Source organism: Rhizobium sp. SSA_523 (assembly GCF_030435705.1).
Lineage (GTDB): Bacteria > Pseudomonadota > Alphaproteobacteria > Rhizobiales > Rhizobiaceae > Neorhizobium.
Window position 1 is genome coordinate 301,201 of sequence record NZ_CP129382.1, and the last position, 20,789, is coordinate 321,989.

The following is a 20,789-nucleotide window of genomic DNA, read 5'->3' on the forward strand; positions in this document are numbered from 1 at the left end:
ACGTCAGGGGCGGCCGCTTGTCCATGCTGCAGAATTTTGGACGTTTCGCTTGTGAAGGGATTGCAAGGCTCCGACCGGCCTTTGCCGCGGCACGCTGACACGGCTGCGACAAAGGCACGGAGAGAGTAAGAGAGAGAAGGGAGAGAAGAGAGAGAAGGGAGAGAAGAGAGAGTAAGGGAGAGAAGAGAGAGTAAGAGAAGGAGAAAGACCAGAGACAGCGTCTCGTGGCGCTCCGCCTCAGGCTCACCCTTTCGTCCTGTCCGGCGAGACCGCGCGAATGCCCAGCGCCACTATGGCAAGCGCCGCGCCCATGAGCGCCACACCGCCCCATCCGCCATGCGACCAGAGGAAGGTGGAGAGCGCCGCGCCCGCGGCGCCGCCAAGGAACATGGAGGTCATGAAGACGGTATTGATGCGGCTGCGGGCTGCGGGATCCAGCGCATAGACAATGTGCTGGTTGGAAATGAGCGCGCTCTGCACGCCGAAATCCAGAACGATGACGCCGATGACGAGCGCCGCCAGCGAGGTCCACAGGCCGAAGATCATCCAGGCGGCCATGACCAGGAGCGCGCCGAGCCAGACGACCAGATGCGGTCCGTGACGATCGGCGACGCGGCCGGCCAGCGGAGCGGCAAAGATGCCGGCGGCGCCGATAATGCCGAACAGGCCCGCAATATCGGCGCCGAGGCCGAATTGTGGCGAGGCGAGGTAGAGGGCCAGAACGGTCCAGAAGGCGGTGAAGGAGGCAAACAGCGCCGCCTGCATCAGGGCCGCCGTGCGCAGCCGCGGTTCACGCTTCCAGAGATGGACGAGCGAGCCGAGCGCGGAGCTGTAGGACAGAGGCGAGACCGGCCGATGATGCGGCAAAGTGGCCGCCATCAGGCCTGCCGCCGCCAGCGCCAGCGGCACGCCCAGCCAGAACATGTCGCGAAAGCCCGCATTGGCGCCGACGAAACCCGACAGCGTACGGCTCAGCAGAATGCCGGACAGCACGCCGGCCATGACGGTGCCGATGGTGGCGCCGCGCCGGGCGGGACTGGTCAGCGAGGCGGCGAAGGGTACGATCTGCTGCGCCACCGTCGAACTCGCTCCGACCAGCAGGGAGGCGATCACAAGCGTCCAGGCGGTCGGCGCCAGCGCTGTCAGAGCCAGGGCCAAGGCCAGCACGATGAACTGGCCGATGATCAGCTTGCGTCGATGGACCATGTCGCCGAGCGGCAGAAGAAAGAACAGACCCAGCGCATAGCCGAGCTGCGTCGCCGTTGGGATCAGGCCGATGGCCGGCTGGTGCGGGAATTCGGCTTCGATCAGCCCCAGCATGGGCTGGTTGTAATAGATATTGGCAACGGCAATGCCGCTGGCTGCGGCCATTGCGAGAAGGGAGCCGGTGCCGAGCTCCTTTTGCGCCTGCGCATGTCGCGGCTGCAAAGCCGGCTTGCGAAGAAGGGTGGAGGTCATGAGGATCGCCTTTCAGCTGAATTTGGATGACCTTATCTAGCTCTCTTTCGAAATTCGATTTAGTCGGTAATAATGATGTGCCTGTATAACGAAAGAGGTTATGATGGAGACGAAGGACGTTCAGGTCTTCACGGCAGCCGTCGCGGCCGGCAGCCTGGCCGGGGCCGCCCGGCACCTGGGGGTGTCGGCGATGAATGCCAGCCGCAGCCTTGCCAGCCTCGAGGCGCAGCTCGGCGTCCGCCTGCTGCATCGCACGACCCGATCCCTGGCTCTGACGCCGGAAGGCGAGACCTTTCTGCCCTTTGCCCGGGCGCTGGTGGAGAATGAAGCGGAAGCCCTGGCGAGATTGCGCGCCGACAGCATCGGTGCCTCGGGTCTGCTGCGCGTTTCCGTGCCGATCTCCTTCGGCTTGAAATTCATCATGCCTTTCGTCCCGGCTCTGCTCGATGCCAATCCGGACCTGCGCATTGCCGTGGACCTGAGCGACAGCCTGCCGGATCTTGTTTCGACAGGAACGGATCTTGCCATTCGCATTGCGCGCCTGCGCGACAGCAGCCTGATTGCGCAGAAGCTGGCGGATAATCCGCGCATCCTGGCGGCCAGCAAAGACTATATTGACCGCCACGGCATGCCGGCCTCCGTGGAGGACCTCGCGGCGCATGCCTGTATCGTGCTGGGCAGCGCCACGCATTGGAGCTTTGCCGCCGCGCAAGGGGAGCGCTCCATCCGCATCAATACGCGGCTTTCCTGCAGCAGCATTGCCGGATGCCGGAGCGCCGCCCTCTGCGGTGGCGGCATTGCCCTGCTCTCCAGCTGGTATGTGGATGAGGATCTGGCCGCTGGCCGCCTTGTCGAGATCAATCTGGCCGATGCCCGGCCGGAGCAGATCAGCATCTGGGCTGTCTATCCGACCAACCAGCTCGTGCTACCCAAGGTGCATGTGTTCATCGCCGCCCTGCGCCGCGCAATGCTGCAGGCCGGGATCCTGGTCACGGCCGGGCCGGGGGCGTCAGAGGCGAATGGCGACCGGCGCAAGCCGTGACGCGAGCGGGTCAGCGACGAGCCTGCTTGGGCGGGCGACAGAATCACTCTCTGCCCTGGCTCGCGATTCTCATCCGCCACCGCAAGGATTCGCCCCGCCTTGGTGAGTGTGCCGCGACGGGACAAGGTCCACCACCGCCCGCAAGAACAGGTCGCGGCAGGCGCGCTTGCGGCGAAAGCCGCCGAAATCGACGAGATTCGCAGGGAACCCGGCTTATCCCCAGCGTGTCGCGCATCGCTGCCAGGCGCCTAAATATCTGTCCCACAAGGATTTTCTTAACGAAAGGTAAAAATTGAAACACCTCGGGAGGCGCTTTTGTGTCTTCTGAGCAACAGCATGAAGCGAAGCTAATGGAAGCGGATGCGCCCGCGGCACTTCACGATTGCACCGTGATAATCTCCTTGTATGTTCACATTCAGAAGCGAGGCGGTGGATCGTCCGTCTTCTAAATCGACGGGGATGGGGCAGGGAACGCTGTCCTTCAGCCAAAGAACCCAGACCCATACGAAACTTGACTGGAGGTCATTATGAACATCAAGAGCCTTCTTCTCGGCTCCGCTGCTGCACTTGCAGCAGTATCCGGCGCTCAGGCTGCCGACGCTATCGTTGCCGCTGAGCCGGAGCCGATGGAATACGTTCGCGTGTGCGATGCTTTCGGCACGGGCTACTTCTACATCCCCGGCACCGAAACCTGCCTCAAGATCAGCGGTTACATCCGCTTCCAGGTTGATGCCGATGAGCGTGACTCCTCTGCTAACTGGAACGCTCGTACGCGTGGTCTGGTAAGCTTTGCTTCGAAGTCCGACACCGAATACGGCCCGCTCGGCGGCACCATCACCATCCGTGCATGGGCTGACGACTCCAGCAACAACCTGAACGCTAACGACGGCCAGGTCGAAATCGACGAAGCCTTCCTGACGCTCGGTGGCTTCCGCGCTGGTTACGGCTACAACTACTGGGATACGGGCCTCGTTGGCGAAACCGACGAACTCGGCTCCAACCGCATCAACCAGATCGGTTACGAGTTCACTGCTGGCGCCTTCAAGGCCGGCATCTTCCTCGACGAGCTGAACAGCCCGACCTTCACCAACAACGACACGCTCGGCGTCGAAGGCCAGATCTCTGGCGCATTCGGTCCGGTTCAGGCTGCCCTGCTTGGCGGTTACGACATCGATCGTGAAGAAGGTGCCGTTCGTGGTATCCTGAGCGCCGCTATCGGCCCGGGCAAGCTCGAAGGCGCAGTCGTCTACTCGTCCGGCAGCAACGCCTACTTCAACACCTCCGAGTGGGCATATGCTGTAGCATACGAAGCCAAGATCACCGACAAGTTCAAGGTGACCCCGGGCTTCCAGTACTGGGACAACCTCGGCTGGAACGACGATCGTGACGGCTGGAAGGCTGGTCTGACGCTCGATTACGCAATCACCTCTGGCCTGGCTGCGAAGATCTCGGCTCAGTACACGGACCGCGACGATCAGGTTGACGATTACTGGTCGGGCTTCTTCCGTCTGCAGCGTTCGTTCTAATCGTATCTTAGGATTGGTTGGAGAAAGCCCGGCATTGCCGGGCTTTTTTCGTTTGTCGCCCTCTCTTTCGTCCCCCGTCTCTCTTCCCCTTTGCCGCTCCCGTTTGCCGGATCCGGTCGTTAGCGCTGCGCTGGACGGGGTGAAGGCGCATCTTTAGCCGGACGGATAGCCGCGGGCTCTCGCGTCGCCCATCCGCCGCACATCACATCGGCAAGGCTTTTGGCAGCGCCCGGACTGCCTTGCGCAGACGCGTTTGCCGGCGCCGGACCAGTTCCGGGCCTCGTGTGGCGCCTCTGTGGTTGCGGCTGCCTCGCGCCGGTCTTTCTCCTCCCCACCTCTGCTCGTTTTCCGACCGCCGCGACCTCCTCTCGCTGCTTGCGCTCCTGCGCGCTGACTCCCCCCGGGCGGCCGTTTTGCCGTGCCCAATCCGCGTGAGGGGATGCTGGCTCGCAGCATATCCGCTGTTAACGCGCCTTAAGTATAAAATGTATTTTATAATATAAGGACATTATGTAGAGCGAAAGAGATCATTTAAAGTGGTGCATAAGAGATTGTACTAATGTATAAACGTCTTAAATGTTTCTGTTTGGCAACATAGTTCCGCATAGAAGTGTTGGTTTTGACGAATCTAGACGGTTTGTAATTTACGATATCCATCGGTGATGCTTCTTTATGCTTACTCAAGACGACGGCGACTCGTTGACTTAGAGTGTCATTTCTTTTCATCGGGGAAACACATGAAAATCAGAGATTTCATCTTCAGCTCGGTAGCGGCGGTGTCGTTCGGCACCGTTGCTCATTCGGCTGATGCCATCGTTGCCGCCGAGCCGGAGCCCATGGAATATGTTCGCGTCTGCGATTCCTTCGGCGCCGGCTATTTCTACATCCCGGGCACGGAAACCTGCCTCAAGATCAGCGGCAGCGTCCGCTTCCAGATCGATATCGACGAGCGTCTGGGCGGCGAGGCCGGCCGGTCTGGTACCAATGGCAGCTGGAACGCCCGTACGCGCGGTCAGCTGAAGTTCGAAGCCAAGTCGGACACCGAGTTCGGTCCGCTCGGCAGCGAAATTAACGTGCTGGCCTGGGGCGATCAGTCCGGCGGCGGCGACAGCCTCGCCATCGATACGGCCTTCTTCACGCTTGGCGGCTTCCGCGCCGGTTACGGCTTCAACTACTGGGATACTGGCATTGTCGGCGAGACGGATTCGCTCGGCGGCAACCAGATCAACCAGATCGGTTACGACTTCACCGCCGGCGCCCTGAAGGCCGGTATCTTCCTGGACGAACTGAAGAACACGACGGCCACCAACAACGACACCTTTGGCGTTGAAGGCAAGCTGTCTTACAAGATCGGCAGCGTCACGGCCACGCTGATCGGCGGCTACGACGTCGATGCCGAGGAAGGTGCCGTACGTGGCATCGTCAGCGCCGCCATCGGCCCGGGCACCTTGGAAGGTGGCGTGGTCTATTCATCGGGCAAGAACGCCTATTACGGCACGTCCGAATGGGCCTATGCCGTGGCATACGAAGCCAAGATCTCTGACAAGCTCAAGATCACGCCCGGCTTCCAGTACTGGGATAACCTGGCCTGGAACAACAAGAAGGATGGCTGGAAAGCCGGTGTAGCCCTGGATTACACCATTACCCAGGGTCTCGCCGCCAAGGTCTCGGCTCAGTATACGGACCGCGACGATCAGCAGCTGAAGGGTGACGGCTACTGGTCGGGCTTCTTCCGTCTGCAGCGCTCGTTCTAAGCAGACATTTCCCGCAGTTCGAAAGCCCGGCATCGGCCGGGCTTTCTTATACGAGAAGTCTCGCAAAGCGAGCTTGCGGATAAGTCGTAAGCCGGATGTCCCGTCGGCCTGACCATCGCCGTCTTTCTCGCAAAGTTTGGGCCGATGCAGAAGCAAAGCCCTCCTGGCGGTTTTGCCTCATGTGTGTTCTGCGTCCTGCCAGGTTCGCGCCCTGCGGGTTTCTCGCCATGCCGGTTTCTCGCCATGCCGGTTTCTCGCCATGCCGGTTTCGCGCCTGGCTTATCGCGCCCAGCCGGGTTCGCGCCCAGCCAGGTTCGCGTCCAGTCAGGCTCGCGTCCAGTCAGGCTCGCGCCCAGTCAGATTTGCGTCCTGCGGGTTTCGCGCCTGACTTATCGCGTCCTGTCTTCGGTGCTCTGGTGAAGCCCATCAATCCTGCGCCATCCGATCCTCTGTTGTTATCTGGCCTCAGTCCTTTCAGCGCATCCGCTCGTGACAAGGCGAATGTGGCATTTGTGTTTTCGGATATAAATATATCGGCGATTTATATAGTAGAAAAATATCTTTATTATCTATCGGTGAACATAGGCTTGTAAACTATCCGGATTTATACCCTGTAAATCTACGAATAGACGCTGCAAATAAATTTATATTCATCTCATTCATCAGGTTGGATCTTTGGGGCGACCTGGAATCAATAATGGCGAGATGAGGGAAACAATGACTATGAGAGCTATCATTTTCGGCTCTGCGGCAGCGCTGGTGTTCGGTACCGTTGCGCATTCGGCTGATGCCATCGTTGCCGCCGAGCCGGAGCCCATGGAATATGTTCGCGTCTGCGATGCTTTCGGTGCCGGCTATTTCTATATTCCGGGCACGGAAACCTGCCTCAAGATCAGCGGTAGCGTTCGCTTTCAGTTCGATATCGATGAGCGCATGGGTGGTGAAGCCGGCCGGTCCGGCACCAATGGCAGCTGGAACGCCCGTACGCGCGGGCTGCTGATGTTTGAGGCCAAATCGGAGACGGAACTGGGTGCGCTCGGCAGCGAAATTACTGTTCTGGCCTGGGGCAATCAGTCCGGTGGTGGCGATAGCCTGGCCCTCGATACGGCCTTCTTCACGCTCGGCGGCTTCCGTGCCGGTTACGGCTATAACTACTGGGATGATGGCCTCGTTGGAACGACGACCGATCTCGGCTCCAACCAGATCAACCAGATCGGTTACGACTTCACCGCTGGCGCCTTAACGGCGGGCGCCTTTCTGGATGAATTGACGAACACCTCTGCCAGCAACAACGATAGCTGGGGCGTCGAAGGCAAGCTCGGTTACAAGTTCGGCAGCGTCACAGCCACGCTGATCGGCGGCTATGACGTCGATGCCGAAGAAGGTGCCGTGCGCGGCATCGTCAGTGCCGCCATTGGCACGGGAAAGCTGGAAGGTGGCGTGGTCTATTCATCAGGCAAGAACGCTTACTTCGATGCCTCCGAATGGACCTATGCCGTCGCTTACGAAGCCAAGATCACCGACAAGTTCAAGATCACCCCCGGCTTCCAGTACTGGGACAATATCGGCTGGAACAACAAGAAGGACGGCTGGAAAGCCGGTGTCGCCTTCGACTATGCCATCACCCAGGGTCTCGCCGCCAAGGTCTCGGTTCAATATACGGACCGCGACGATCAGCAGCTGAAGGGCGATGGCTACTGGAACGGGTACTTCCGTCTGCAGCGCTCGTTCTAGACGGTTCCCGCAGCGCGAAAGTCCGGTATTGGCCGGGCTTTCATGCGTCTGACATCAAGCCGGTGAGGGAGAGCCGGCGCATTGGGAGGTTCGGGAGGTTTTGGCCGGCGCAGCGCGTCGGCAACCCGCTCCGGCACGAGGTGAGGGCAGGCCGCTTCGATCGCGGCCTCTGCCCAAGCGGACGGACCGCGCCGTCGTCGAGGCTGGACGAACCATGATGACCAAAACGACCCGGCCAAGTTCGGGCAATGTGTGAATAAAATCAAGTAATAATAAGTGGCAAGCAAGTCACAAAAGTCATAAATAGAGTATCACATCTCGCAATCTTATGAGGTCTATGTTTTACCCGTGCTTCTTTCGGTGGTTTAGTTCTGGTTCAGGTCATCACGGAGTCGTTGATCTGACGATTTATCTCATTCCCGAGGGAAGCCTATGACTATGAAAGCTCTTATTCTCAGTTCGGTTGCCGCTTTGTCCTTTGGCTCGGTTGCCCATTCTGCCGATGCCATCATTGCCGCCGAACCGGAGCCGATGGAATATGTCCGCGTTTGCGACGCATTCGGCACCGGCTATTTCTACATTCCGGGCACCGAGACCTGCTTGAAGATCACCGGTTATGTTCGTTTCCAGGTCAATGCCGATGAGCGTCTGGGCACGGATACCACAGTCAATTCCGGCGGCAACTGGAATGCCAGGACCCGCGGCCTGGTGACCTTCGAGTCGCGGTCCGACACTGAATATGGCCCGCTAGGCGGCACCATTACGCTCCGCTCCTGGGGAGACAGCTCCGCGACCGGGACGATCGAACTCGACGACGCCTATCTCACGCTCGGCGGCTTCCGCGCCGGCTATGGCTATAATTACTGGGATGAAGACATTGTCGGTGAAACCGATGATCTCGGCTCCAACCACATCAACCAGATCGGTTACCAGGGCTCCTTCGGCAATTTCAAGGCCGGCCTTTTCCTGGATGAGCTCAACAATACGACCAGCACCAATAACGACACCTTCGGCATCGAAGGTCAGATTTCCGCAGAACTCAGCGCCTTCACCTTTGCCCTGCTCGGCGGCTACGATGTCGATAAGGAAAACGGCGCGGTCCGCCTCATTGCAACGGCCCCGATCGGTCCCGGCACCCTCAGCCTCGCGGCGATCTATGCCTCCGGCGACAATGCCTATTTCAACCAGGCGGAATGGACCATTGCCGGCTCATATGAGCTGAAGGTGACCGACAAGGTCAAGGTGACGCCCGGCTTCCAGTATTGGGACAAGATCGACCTGGCGAACGGCGATTTCTCCGGCAGCCGCAACAAATGGAGCGGCGGCGTCACGCTGGATTACGCCATCACTAAGGATCTGGCTGCCAAGGTCTCTGCGCAATACACCGACGAAGAGCGCCGCAGCGAGTATTGGAGCGGCTTCTTCCGCCTGCAGCGCTCGTTCTGAGCGCGTCACTGGGCTCGCGCCGTCGGGCTGACGGCGAGTGATCAAGGAGAACCCGCCCCGCGGGTTCTCCGCCTGCTTGTTTGTCTGTCGGATGCCGGGATGGCGGGAAACCGCGCCGGCAGGCGGGCGATGTGTTCACACCTGTGCGGGCGGCGCTCGGTACGGTCGAAGGCGAGCGGGCGGCGCTTGGTAGGCTCGGATACATGCGGGCTGCGCTCGGGGCGCTTGGATGTGTGCGGGCTGTGCTCGTATGTGCGTGGATGCGTGCGGGCTGCAACCGGGCCAGAGCGCAGCGCCTGACTTATGCCGCGGGTGTGGCCTGCGCCAGTGTTGCAGCGATCGCCTTGTCCAGTCCGTCGAGATGCAGGAGCGGCGCATGGCCCTGACCCTGCGCAGTGAGGCTCTGCAGGCCCGGCCGCCTGGCCTGCATGGCGGCAATGGTTGCCGGACTGAGCAGGCTGGAGTTCTCGCCCCGGACCACGAGAATCGGGATATCGGCGAAAAGGTCGAATTGCGCCCAGAGGTCGGGCAGCGGCGTATCGAGCGGCGCCGCGGCAAATGCCGTCGCGATCGCCGGGTCGCAGTCGGCAATGATGGCGCCGCCAGCCCGAATATCGACGGCCTCTGCATCGACGGCCTCTGCATCGACGGCCTCAGCATTGACGGCCTCGGCATTGACGGCCCGGACATTGACAGCCTCGGGATTGCCAGCCCGGATATTGACGGCCTGAGCATCGGCATCCTGGTCACTGGCGATCTGGACATAGACGGCCTGGGCCCAATCCTGCCAGTCCTGGTCGCCGAGCCGCGGAAAGGCCGGCCCGTGAGCCTTTTTCAGATGCGCCGCCGCCGCGTCCCAGCTGTTCAGCAGGGGCGGGTCCTTCAGATAGGCCTGTATGTCGCGCAGACCCTGCAGCTCCAGCACGGGGCCCACATCGTTCAGAACCAGTGCCGCCACGCGCTGCGGCTGCAGGCTCGTGAGGATATGCAGGATCAGGCCGCCGCGCGACGTTCCGATAAAGCCCGCCTGCTGGATGCCGAGTTGGTCCAGCAGGAGGATCAGGTCCTGGCACTCCATCGCAATCGTGTACGTCCCGGCATCATGGGCACGTCCGGACGTGCCGCGGCCGCGATAATCCGGGCAGATGACCCAGTGAGAACCGCCATCCGGAGAGGCGAGGAATGTGGCGAGCGCGTCGAAATCCCGGGCATTGCGGGTCAGACCCGGCAGGCAGACCACCGGCAGGCCGTGCCGCTGGCTGCCATAGAGCCTGTAGCCAAGCGGCACGCCATCCTGGGCCATCAGCCTATGCTGCGTAAAAATCGTCACCGCATCCCTCCCTTTTGCTGCACTCGTCCGGCCGCAATTGGCCCGCTGCGATCGTCCCTTTGCGAGTGTCCCGCAGCACTGGTCCCGCGCTGCAACGCTCGCCTTGCAATGGCCATGGGCCGTCAGCCTGAGCAGCATTTCAGGCCGCAGCGGATCGGTCAACACGGGAGGGGCTCGCGAGAGTGAGGGGCTGGCGAGAGGAAGGCATGCGCCGCAGACCGGGCGCTCGCATATGAGGCGCTGAACCTTCCGACGATCGAGACAACGGCAAAAGTGACAACGAACGCAACAACGGCGACACTCTCCGTCCTTGATCGCAGGCTGCAGGCGCCGGCCGAAAGGCGAAGATGGCTTGCGAAGATGTCTGGCGAAGATCGGGCTTGCCAAACCTCTCGCCGAACCGGGTCTCCCGCATCCTCGCCGAACATTGACGGGCGAGACCGCAGCCGGCTTGCGGCAGGTGATAGCGGAGAGGGCTGTTCACTTCGTCCCGTATTGACCACAGAGTGTCAGCGCCGGCCGAAGCGCAGATCGTCCTCGATATCGGCTTCCTGGCCGAGCCGCATCTTGTAGACCTGATAATTCTCCATCACCCGCTGCACGTAGTTGCGGGTTTCGGGAAAGGGGATGCGTTCGATCCAGTCGATCACGGCATCGATCGACTGTCCGCGGGGATCGCCATATCGCTCGATCCATTCGGGCACGCGGCGCGGGCCGGCATTATAGGCGATGAAAGTGAGGATATAGGATCCGCCAAAGGCATCGATCTGCTCGCCGAGGTAATGGGCGCCGAGCGTGGCATTATAGCCCGCATCGCTGGTCAGCCGTGCCGGCGTGAAGGTCATGCCGTGGCGGCCGGCCACGCCCTTGGCGGTTCCCGGAAGCAGCTGCAAAAGGCCGCGCGCATTGGCGGGCGACACCGCCGCCGGGTTGAAGGCGCTTTCCTGCCGGGCAATGGCATAGGCCAGCGCCTTGCCGGAGCCTGCAATATCGGCATTGGCCGGAATGACGCCGATCGGGAAGGCCAATGCCGCTACATCGATGCCGCGGTTGAAGGCGGATTTGCCGATCGACAGCGACAGAGCGTGGCTGTGATAGGTCTCGGCGCGGGCGGCAAGGATCGCCAGCTCCGCCGGATTGGCGAGCTCCTCGCCCAGCGCCCGGTAGAGCGCCTCGGCGCGATCGCCATGGCCAACCTCTTCCAGCCGCTTGATGGCGCGCACCGGCTCGCGCGCTTCGAAACTGTGCCGGTCCGCCTCGGCGGGCGCGGGGTAAGCCAGGTTGATCTGGCGCTTCTTCAGCTTCGCAGCGGCCAGCTGGCCGTAAAAGGTCGCCGTATAGCGGGACGCCTTCTCATAATAATCCTGCGCCGTCCCGGGGCCGCCTGCCTCCGCCGCACGGCCCAGCCAGTAAAGCGCGCGGGAGGCGGAGAGGGGGCGCGAGGAGGTTTTCAGAATGCGCTCGAAATGGGCGGCAGCGCTGTTTGCGTCGTTCAGCCCGCGCAGGGCATACCAGCCGGCATGGAATTCCGCATCGACGATATCGGTGGCCTGGCGCGCCGAATGCGCGGCGGCGATCTTGTAGGCCTGTCTGAAATCACCCTGATCGGCAAGGCCGCGCGCCACGATCCGCCGCTCGTTCCACCATTCGGTCGTGTTGATCTTGTCGGCGGCGTCACGCGGCGACCGCTCCAGAAGCCGCGCCGCCGCCTCATACTGATCCTGATGGCGCAGATATTCGATGCGGACAAAGAGATAGGCGGGATCCTGCGTCAGCGAGCGATCCACGGCGTCCAGCAAAGCGCCGGCATTTTTGGCCTTGGAGGCCACGGCAGACCAGGCCGCATAGAGCGATTGGGCATTGCCGAGGGTTGCAAAGCGCTTGGCCTGGCTCACCCGGCCGCGATACATCAGATAGTCCATACGCGCTTTGTGATCGGCGGCGCGCAAGAGCGGCCCGAATTCCGACAGGATGCGGTCTTCCGTGCCCTTGTCGAGCGGATAGCCGATCCAGAAGGGACGCAGGGCGTCAGCCGCCTTGGACGCCGCCTTGCCCTCCTGATTGGAGGCAAGCAGCGCACGCGCCAGGATCATCGCTCCCTGAACCGTCTCCGGCCGGGTTGCGCCAAAGGCCGTCAGCACCTGTTGCGGCGTCGGGTTTTCGCGCCACAGCGCCCGTTCCGAAGTGGCGCGCAGCTGCGACAGGCCGGGCCAGCCCTTCAATTCGCCTTGCGCCGCTGCGATCTCATAGGAGGGGACGGCGCCAAGGCCGGAGGTCACGATCGCCCAGGTCAAGAGGTGCCGGTCGAGACTTCCGGGCGCCAGGCCATCGCGTGCCGCAAGGGCGGCCGCCGCATTGCGTTCGGAGAGCGCGTCCAGTCCGGTTTTCAGAAGCGATTGCGGTGCATCGGGAAGAGCGGGGCGCGGAATGGCGCCGGTGATCATGGAAGGAGGAAATGCCCGCGCTGCGGGATTGTCGGGCCGCGCGAACGGCAGGGGGATGGCGCGTTCGGGAAGCGAGGATGCAAGAGCCCCGGACAAACAAAAGGCCGAGGCAAGGACAGCAGTCAGAAGCGTTTTCGTCATGGCAGTGCCCAGCCTCGCACATCGAGACGCGTGTCGATAGGCATAGTGAGCGTCCATTTGGCTTAACGCTTCCTTACCATTTTGTCCGATTGACCTGTTTTTTGCCATCACGTTCCGTTGCAAATCCGTCATAAGCACGCTTGTCGGGGCATCCACGCCGATCTATGGTGCGCACCCTATATCGAGAGTTTGCGGCCGAAGGATGAAATCGGTCGATCGGGAGTATTCGCATGTTCAAGGGTTCCATGCCCGCACTTGTCACACCCTTCACAGATGCGGGCGCGGTGGATGAGGCGGCCTTCGCTGCCCACGTGGAGTGGCAGATCACGGAAGGATCAACCGGCCTCGTCCCGGTCGGGACCACCGGAGAATCGCCGACCCTCTCCCATGCGGAACACAAGCGGGTCATCGAATTGTGCATCGAGGTGGCCAATAAGCGTGTTCCGGTCATTGCCGGCGCCGGCTCCAACAATACCCGCGAGGCGATCGAACTGGCGCAGCATGCCGAAAAGGCCGGCGCCGACGGCATATTGGTGGTGACGCCCTATTACAACAAGCCGACCCAGAAGGGGCTGATCGCGCATTTCGGGGCCATTGCCGAGGCCGTCAGCCTGCCGATCATCATCTACAATATTCCGCCCCGCTCGGTGATCGACATGCTGCCGGACACCATGGGCGCGCTTGCCAAGGCCCACAAGAACATTGTCGGCGTCAAGGATGCGACCGGCAAGCTGGAGCGCGTGTCCGAACAGCGCATGAGCTGCGGCAAGGATTTCATCCAGCTTTCGGGCGAGGATGCCACGGCCCTTGGTTTCAACGCCCATGGCGGCGTCGGCTGTATCTCCGTCACTGCCAATGTGGCGCCGCGCCTATGCGCCGAATTCCAGCAGGCGACGCTGTCGGGCGATTACGCCAAGGCGCTGGACTATCAGGATCGGCTGATGCCGCTGCACAAGGCAATCTTTCTGGAGCCGGGGGTCTGTGGCGCGAAGTATGGCCTGTCGCGCGTGCGCGGCACCAGCCGGTTTGCCCGCTCGCCGCTCATGTCCAGCCTGGAACCGGCAACCGAAGCCGCCATCGATGCGGCGCTGCGCCACGCCGGCCTGCTGAACTAGGGTCTGTTGACAATCAGGTTTCGGACGTGGCGCGTGTCGGATTTGGTTGCTGAACAGGCGAAAAGCGCAAGGGATACCCAATGTATCACGAGCATTTTCAACGCATTCAGCGGGCAAATCCGACGCGTCCGCAGGATTTGGAGAAGAACGGCCCATTTTGACGTCGCGAAGCCTTGAAAGGGGTTGGCCCTTCCTGCGGCTTCGCTTCTGAAACTGGGCCGTCTTCTCGCAAACCACGTTCCAAACCCTGAATGTCAACAGACCCTAATCCGGCGCCGGCGCAAGGGTGGCGCCGGGGCCACCCTTCTCATGCGCATCGGGATGCACTACATTCCTTCCGCAAGGCCGCGCTCTGCGGCGCAATGACCAAGAAGACCCTCTTCACGGGCGGAGTATGTAGTTCCCATGGCACCCAAAGGCAGCCAGCGCATCGTCAACAAGATCGTCGCGGAAAACCGCAAGGCGCGATTCAACTACGAGATCCTCGATACCTACGAGGCCGGCATCGTCCTGACCGGGACGGAGGTGAAATCGCTGCGCGACGGCAAGGCCAATATCGCCGAATCCTATGCCTCCGACGAGGGCGACGAGATCTGGCTGATCAATTCGCATCTGCCGGAATATCTGCAGGCGAACCGCTTCAATCACGAGCCGCGGCGGCGGCGCAAGCTTCTCCTGAACAAGCGGGAGATCAATCGCCTGCGCGCCGGTATCAATCGCGAAGGCATGACGCTTGTCCCGTTGAAGATCTATTTCAACGAAAAGGGTCGCGCCAAGCTGGAGCTGGCGCTGGCCAAGGGCAAGAAGCTGCACGACAAGCGCGAGACGGAGAAGGAACGCGACTGGAACCGCCAGAAGAGCCGGCTGTTGAAAGCCGGCTGACCCGTTCAATGCAGATCAGCAAAGGGACCGGCCGCTCAAGCCGCCGGTCCCTTTTTTCGTCGATCTCCGTGGGATGATTTCACGGTTGATCCTGGCTGCCGCTCGCTCACAGAGCAGATGCAAAACTCTGAAAATCCATCAGGAACATGTAGTTGCTGCTGGATGCTGCGAACGGGTGCAAATGTCGCAATGGAACCGCTAGCGGCCGCCGATATTGCGCGACAGCAGAATGGCCTTGGCCTGCGCCTCCCGGAGAAGCGCGTCCTGCCGGGCGGCGCGATCGACCGCAAGGCCTCCCTCTAGCCCGGCCTCAAGCCCGATATCGCGCAACTGGTGGCGATCAAGGTCGCAGGTCCGGTTGCGGCGTCGGGTGATCCGGTTCTGCAGGATCGATACGAGGCGTCGCAGCACCGTTGCCGCGCGCGACAGCGGGCGGGGCGCGGAATAGGCGGAGACGGGGTCTTGAACTCGATCGATCGTGCGCATGGTCCTGTCCTTTCGAAGAGGCACGAAGAAGGGTCGCTCCGCGGCCGCATGGACGCGAAGAAACGGTGGAGGTTTGGAGCTTCGGTGAAGGGTGAGTGCGGCGCTGGGCCCTAGGGCTGCGGGCGGCAAACTGTCGCAGATCAGCCCATTCGTCCAGTGAATGTTTCGAATGATTTCAATCAGGCGGATTGATGATACGCACGGCTTGCGCGCATCTTCGCCTCGTGCCGCAGCAGCCATTGCTTGCGCCAGAGCCCGCCGCCATAGCCGGTGAGGCTTCCATCGGCGCCGATTACCCGGTGACAGGGAATGATGATGGCGATCCGGTTCGCGCCGTTTGCCCGTGCCACGGCGCGTATCGCTGTCGGCCGGCCGATCTGACCGGCAATGGCGGAATAGCTGCGGGTCGCCCCGGGCTGGATCTCGCGCAGCGCCTCCCAGACCTGACGCTCGAAGGGCGTGCCATGGCCGCCTATCCGCACCGAAAAGCCAAGAGATCCGCCGGCGAAATAGCGCTCCAGCTCCGCCTCTACCTGATCGGTGGTGGCGGTCCGGCCGAAGATCACGGCGGATCTCGACCTTTCCTGCAGGTGGCGCAGCTCCGCGGGGAGCGCCGGGCGGTCGGCAAATTCCAGCAGATGCAGGGCATGGTCGCAGGTGACGCACAGCATGGGACCGATCGGCGTCTCGATCCAGCAGGCCCTGAGAAAGCCCTCGCGGGTTTTCAGCTTTTGTGGCGCCTCTCCAAGCAACTGGTTGATCGCGCTTCGAAAGCCGCTGCCGGATTCGAAGCCTGCATCGAGCTGCGCTTCGATCACCGAGCCGCCCTTGCCGAGCGTCGCCGCCGCTTCGCTCAGCCGCCGCCTCCGGGCAAGCTCCAGAAAGCTCATGCCGAACCGTCGCTTGAACAGGCGGCGGATGGTGGAGGGATCATGGCCCAGCCGCACCACGTCCTGCTCGCTCCAGCGGCGATCCGGCCTCTCCTCCAGCATGTGCAGCAGCGCGCTGACCGAGGGTTCCATCATGCCGTAATGCTGCAGCGGTGTGCAGCGCTTGCAGGGTCGATAGCCGGCCTCGAGGCAATCGGCGATCCTGGCCTCGAATCGGCAATTCTCCCGAAGCGGCTTTCGCGCCGGGCAGGTCAGGCGGCAGAAGATCCGGGTTGAGGTGACGCAGACATAGGCAAAGCCTTCATAGGCTGCGTCCCGCTTGAGCAGGGCCTGATAAAGCAGATCGTCAGTGGGGCGTAAGGTCAACATGCCGTCGACTATACCAGCCCGGCTTCCGGACGACGCCGAAAAACGGGCAGCTATTTCGCCGAAGCGGTCGGGGGCAGCGGAGACATGCGAAGCCTTGGGGGGAGGTCGCCCTTATTCGTCGGCCGGCTCGGCCACCGGCTCGACATGGCGCTGGACACGCTCCGACGGATCGCGGCCAATCTCCGCCTTCAGCGAGATCAGATCGATGAAATGGTCGGACTGCCGGCGCAGATCGTCGGCGATCATCGGCGGCTGGGTGGCGAGCGTCGAGACGACGGAAACCTTGCGTCCCTTGCGCTGCAGCGCCTCCACCAGCGTGGTGAAATCGCCATCGCCGGAGAAGAGCACGAGATGATCGACCGTTTCGGATTGCTCCATCGCGTCGATCGCCAACTCGATGTCCATATTGCCCTTCACCTTCCGGCGACCCATGGAATCAGTGAATTCCTTTGCCGGCTTGGTGACGACCTTGTAGCCATTGTAATCCAGCCAGTCGATCAGCGGCCGGATGGAGGAATATTCCTGGTCTTCAATGAGCGCCGTGTAGTAATAGGCCCGCAGCAGATAGCCACGCTTCTGGAACGCCTTCAGGAGTTTGCGGTAGTCGATGTCAAAGCCGAGACTTTTCGAGGCAGCGTACAAATTCGCGCCATCGATAAAGAGTGCGATCTTTTCCCTGGGGTCGAACATTAAGCGTGGTCCTCCTCAAATTATTTTTGTAGCATCATCATGTTTCCGGAGCAGAAGACCGGCCCATCGCGCTCGTGAAAACGAGTGTCTATTATGATGTTTTCATCCCATTGAATGTTAAGCTATGATTCAAATTCATCCAAGCAATTTCTAATTGAAGGAGATCGCAGCCGCGTCCCTGGCCGCGCCGCGCGGCCGCCTGGCAGGCGTCGGAAATCGGCATCCGTTCCCGGGTTCATGCCCGGGATAATGATCGTGTGCCTCATCGGCTCGTGATCGGATCAATGACGGCGTCTCTCGGCAGCGGTCTTTGGCCAGTATAGGGTGTGACAGGAAAAACTTGAATTCTGTCGCCAATCCCTGTATCGCCATGCCAATCCCTGAAATACCGATCGCAAAGGACAGGCAATGGCCCGTGTCACAGTAGAAGATTGCATCGACAAAGTCGACAACCGCTTTGAGCTGGTGCTGCTCGCCAGCCACCGCGCCCGTCAGATCTCGCAGGGCGCTGCGATCACGATCGATCGCGACAACGACAAGAACCCGGTCGTCGCGCTGCGCGAAATTGCCGATGAGACTCTGTCGCCCGACGATCTGAAGGAAGATCTGATCCATTCGCTGCAGAAGCATGTGGAAGTGGACGAGCCCGAGCCCGATCCGTCCAGCCTCCTGTCTGCCAATGCCGGCGCCGTGACCACGGCCGACAAGGGCCTGGACGAGGACGATCTGCCGGAAACGGTCACCTTCGACCAGATGTCGGAAGAGGAGCTCCTGGCCGGCATCGAAGGTCTCGTGCCGCCGGAAAAGAGCGACGACTACTGACGCCGCCTCTGCATTTCTCATTGGCATAATCGTCTGAAGCTTGACTAATATCAATCGGCTGCGCCAGTCTGTGACTGGCGCGCCTTTTCTTTTTGTGACGGTTGAAGGTTTTCGCAAGCATGATGCGGCAATACGAGCTCGTCGAGAGGGTTCAGAAATACAAGCCCGACGCTAACGAAGCTCTGCTCAACAAGGCCTATGTCTACGCCATGCAAAAGCATGGGCAGCAAAAGCGCGCCAGCGGCGATCCCTATATTTCGCATCCGCTCGAAGTCGCCGCCATCCTGACCGACATGCATCTGGATGAGTCGACCATTGCCGTCGCGCTGCTGCACGACACGATCGAGGATACCACGGCGACAAGGGCCGAGATCGACGAATTGTTCGGCGAAGGGATCGGCCGGCTCGTCGAGGGGCTGACAAAGCTGAAGCGCCTCGACCTCGTGACGAAAAAGGCCAAGCAGGCGGAAAATCTGCGCAAGCTGCTCTTGGCGATTTCCGATGACGTGCGGGTCCTGCTCGTCAAGCTGGCCGACCGCCTGCACAATATGCGCACGCTGGAGCATATGTCGCAGGAAAAGCGCGCCCGCATTTCCGAAGAGACGATGGAAATCTATGCGCCGCTCGCCGGCCGCATGGGCATGCAGGACATGCGCGAGGAGCTGGAGGATCTTTCCTTCCGCCACCTCAATCCGGAAGCCTATGAGACCGTTACCAAGCGGCTGGCCGAGCTTTCCGCGCGCAATGAAAATCTGATCACCAAGATCGAAGACGAGCTGCGCGAGCTTCTGGTTGCCAATGGGCTGCAGAATGCCACGGTGAAGGGCCGCCAGAAGAAACCCTATTCCGTCTTCCGCAAGATGCAGTCGAAATCGCTTTCCTTCGAACAGCTCTCGGATGTCTATGGTTTCCGGCTCATCGTCGATGACGTGCCGGCATGCTACCGCGCGCTGGGCATTGTCCACACCCGCTGGCGCGTGGTGCCCGGGCGGTTCAAGGACTATATTTCGACGCCCAAGCAGAATGATTACCGCTCCATTCACACGACCATCGTCGGACCGTCGCGGCAGCGGATCGAACTGCAGATCCGCACCAAGCGCATGCATGAAATCGCCGAATACGGCATTGCCGCGCATAGCCTCTACAAGGATGGCGAGATCGGTGAGGGCGGTGACCTGCTGTCAAAGGAAAGCAATGCCTATTCCTGGCTGCGCCACACGATCGAAGCTCTGGCGGAAGGCGATAGCCCGGAAGAATTCCTCGAGCATACCAAGCTTGAACTGTTCCAGGACCAGGTCTTCTGCTTCACCCCGAAGGGCAAGCTGATCGCTCTGCCGCGTGGCGCGACGCCGATCGATTTTGCCTATGCGGTGCATACCAATATCGGCGACACGACCGTGGGCGCCAAGATCAATGGCCGGATCATGCCGCTGGTGACGAGGTTGAGCAATGGCGACGAGGTCGAGATCATCCGCTCCGGCGTGCAGGTTCCGCCTGCGGCCTGGGAAGAGATCGTCGTAACCGGCAAGGCGCGCGCCGCCATTCGCCGGGCAACGCGCATGGCCATCCGCAAGCAATATGCGGGACTGGGGCATCGCATTCTCGAGCGCACCTTCGAACGCGCGGGCAAGCAGTTCTCGCGCGAGGTGCTGAAGCCGGCGCTCTTCCGCCTCGGCCAGAAGGATGTCGAGGATGCCATCGCCGCCGTCGGCCGCGGCGAATTGTCGTCGCTCGACGTTTTCAAGGCGGTCTTCCCGGATTACAAGGACGAGCGCACGACGATCAAGCCGGCGGTCGATCAGGGTTGGTTCAACATGCAGAGCGCCAGCGGCATGATGTTCCGCTTGCCGGGTCAGGAACGCACGGCCAAGGAGGCGACGGAAGCCGCCAAACCGGTCGAGGGCATGGATCCGCTGCCGATCCGCGGGCTTGCCGGCAATGTTGAGGTCCGCTTCTCGCCGGCAGGTGCCGTGCCGGGAGACCGGATCGTCGGGATCATGGAAGAGGGCGAGGGAATCACCATCTACCCCATCCAGGCCTCGGCGCTTCAGAAATTCGACGACCAGCCGGAGCGCTGGATCGATGTGCGCTGGGACCTCGATGAAGCCAACAAGTCGCGTTTCCCCGCCCGCATCACCATCAATGCACTGAACGAACCCGGAACGCTTGCAACGGTGGCGCAGGTCATCGCCCGGCTGGATATCAATATCCGCCTGATGACGATGGGCCGCGTGGCAATCGACTTCTCCGAATTGTCGCTCGAACTGGAGGTCTGGGATCTGCGCCAACTGAACCAGCTGATCAGTCAGTTGAAGGATCTGGACTGCGTATCGACGGTCAAGCGCGTCTATGACTGATCTGCCCTCTGCGAGGGCATGTCCGCTTCACTAAGGCCGCGGGGGCATGCGTTTAGCGCATGGCTGCCGCGGCAAGCCGGCGTTGGTGATAAGAGCCGGTAATCCTTATATTGTGCACAGCAACATAAGGAAGACGATCATGTTCAAGCCTCTCAAGAAAATCGCCCGCGCCCTTCGCGCTCCCACCGCTCATGACCGCGAAATGGCCTATCTGAACGAGTCGAGCGACGCTATCGAACTGGAATACCGCATCCGCCAGATCGATCGTGGCATGTTCCGCAAGAACTACTGAGTTCGCTGCAC

16 protein-coding genes are annotated in these 20,789 nt (G+C 61.3%); 10 read left to right on the forward strand and 6 right to left on the reverse strand.

Annotated features, from left to right (window positions below):
- Positions 1 to 243: 243 nt before the first annotated feature.
- Entirely contained in the window at positions 244 to 1,371 is a 1,128-nt protein-coding gene (locus tag QTJ18_RS09705) for an MFS transporter (RefSeq protein WP_252751901.1), read from the reverse strand.
- A gap of 187 nt (positions 1,372 to 1,558) precedes the next feature.
- Here QTJ18_RS09705 and QTJ18_RS09710 point away from each other — a divergent pair, with 187 nt between their 5' ends.
- The 5 genes from QTJ18_RS09710 to QTJ18_RS09730 all read left to right on the forward strand — a co-directional run bounded on the left by QTJ18_RS09710 (position 1,559) and on the right by QTJ18_RS09730 (position 8,960).
- Positions 1,559 to 2,500, forward strand: a complete 942-nt coding sequence (locus QTJ18_RS09710) for a LysR family transcriptional regulator (protein WP_354669052.1) — start codon at positions 1,559 to 1,561, stop codon at positions 2,498 to 2,500.
- Between the two features lie 527 nt (positions 2,501 to 3,027).
- A complete protein-coding gene (locus tag QTJ18_RS09715) occupies positions 3,028 to 4,026 on the forward strand; it encodes a porin (protein ID WP_252751616.1) in 999 nt (332 codons plus the stop codon).
- 737 nt (positions 4,027 to 4,763) lie between these two features.
- Positions 4,764 to 5,780, forward strand: coding sequence for a porin (locus tag QTJ18_RS09720; RefSeq protein WP_252751615.1), 1,017 nt, complete (start codon positions 4,764 to 4,766; stop codon positions 5,778 to 5,780).
- 717 nt (positions 5,781 to 6,497) lie between these two features.
- A complete protein-coding gene (locus tag QTJ18_RS09725) occupies positions 6,498 to 7,514 on the forward strand; it encodes a porin (RefSeq protein WP_252751614.1) in 1,017 nt (338 codons plus the stop codon).
- Between the two features lie 432 nt (positions 7,515 to 7,946).
- A complete protein-coding gene (locus tag QTJ18_RS09730) occupies positions 7,947 to 8,960 on the forward strand; it encodes a porin (protein ID WP_252751613.1) in 1,014 nt (337 codons plus the stop codon).
- A gap of 301 nt (positions 8,961 to 9,261) precedes the next feature.
- On the opposite strand, the gene QTJ18_RS09735 is transcribed toward QTJ18_RS09730, so the two are convergent.
- On the reverse strand, positions 9,262 to 10,290 hold the full coding sequence (locus QTJ18_RS09735) for an alpha/beta fold hydrolase (protein ID WP_252751612.1): 1,029 nt from the start codon (positions 10,288 to 10,290) through the stop codon (positions 9,262 to 9,264).
- Positions 10,291 to 10,799: 509 nt separating this feature from the next.
- Entirely contained in the window at positions 10,800 to 12,875 is a 2,076-nt protein-coding gene (locus QTJ18_RS09740; RefSeq protein WP_252751611.1) for a lytic transglycosylase domain-containing protein, read from the reverse strand.
- A gap of 230 nt (positions 12,876 to 13,105) precedes the next feature.
- Between QTJ18_RS09740 and dapA the strand changes: the two genes are divergently transcribed.
- Together dapA and smpB are read left to right on the forward strand one after the other, a co-directional pair.
- Positions 13,106 to 13,990 carry a 4-hydroxy-tetrahydrodipicolinate synthase gene (gene dapA / locus QTJ18_RS09745; RefSeq protein WP_252751610.1) on the forward strand — a complete coding sequence of 295 codons (885 nt, stop codon included), beginning with the start codon at positions 13,106 to 13,108 and terminating at the stop codon, positions 13,988 to 13,990.
- A 405-nt stretch (positions 13,991 to 14,395) separates the two neighbouring features.
- Positions 14,396 to 14,872 (forward strand): SsrA-binding protein SmpB, encoded by a 477-nt coding sequence (gene smpB, locus QTJ18_RS09750; RefSeq protein WP_252751609.1) that lies wholly within the window; start codon positions 14,396 to 14,398, stop codon positions 14,870 to 14,872.
- A 198-nt stretch (positions 14,873 to 15,070) separates the two neighbouring features.
- Here the strand turns inward: smpB and QTJ18_RS09755 are convergent, their stop codons facing one another.
- The 3 genes from QTJ18_RS09755 to QTJ18_RS09765 all read right to left on the reverse strand — a co-directional run bounded on the left by QTJ18_RS09755 (position 15,071) and on the right by QTJ18_RS09765 (position 17,307).
- On the reverse strand, positions 15,071 to 15,358 hold the full coding sequence (locus tag QTJ18_RS09755) for a hypothetical protein (RefSeq protein WP_252751608.1): 288 nt from the start codon (positions 15,356 to 15,358) through the stop codon (positions 15,071 to 15,073).
- A gap of 179 nt (positions 15,359 to 15,537) precedes the next feature.
- Positions 15,538 to 16,617 (reverse strand): bifunctional transcriptional activator/DNA repair enzyme AdaA, encoded by a 1,080-nt coding sequence (locus QTJ18_RS09760; protein ID WP_252751607.1) that lies wholly within the window; start codon positions 16,615 to 16,617, stop codon positions 15,538 to 15,540.
- A gap of 111 nt (positions 16,618 to 16,728) precedes the next feature.
- Positions 16,729 to 17,307: a LabA-like NYN domain-containing protein gene (locus QTJ18_RS09765; protein ID WP_252751606.1), complete on the reverse strand. Its 579-nt coding sequence runs from the start codon at positions 17,305 to 17,307 to the stop codon at positions 16,729 to 16,731.
- Between the two features lie 408 nt (positions 17,308 to 17,715).
- On the opposite strand from QTJ18_RS09765, the gene rpoZ reads away from it, so the two are divergent.
- From rpoZ to QTJ18_RS09780, 3 genes are all read left to right on the forward strand, one after another.
- Entirely contained in the window at positions 17,716 to 18,129 is a 414-nt protein-coding gene (gene rpoZ / locus QTJ18_RS09770) for a DNA-directed RNA polymerase subunit omega (RefSeq protein ID WP_252751605.1), read from the forward strand.
- A gap of 119 nt (positions 18,130 to 18,248) precedes the next feature.
- Positions 18,249 to 20,486, forward strand: a complete 2,238-nt coding sequence (locus tag QTJ18_RS09775) for a RelA/SpoT family protein (protein ID WP_252751604.1) — start codon at positions 18,249 to 18,251, stop codon at positions 20,484 to 20,486.
- A 139-nt stretch (positions 20,487 to 20,625) separates the two neighbouring features.
- Complete coding sequence (locus QTJ18_RS09780; RefSeq protein ID WP_252751603.1) at positions 20,626 to 20,778, forward strand: DUF3563 family protein; 153 nt, start codon at positions 20,626 to 20,628, stop codon at positions 20,776 to 20,778.
- Positions 20,779 to 20,789 lie beyond the last annotated feature (11 nt).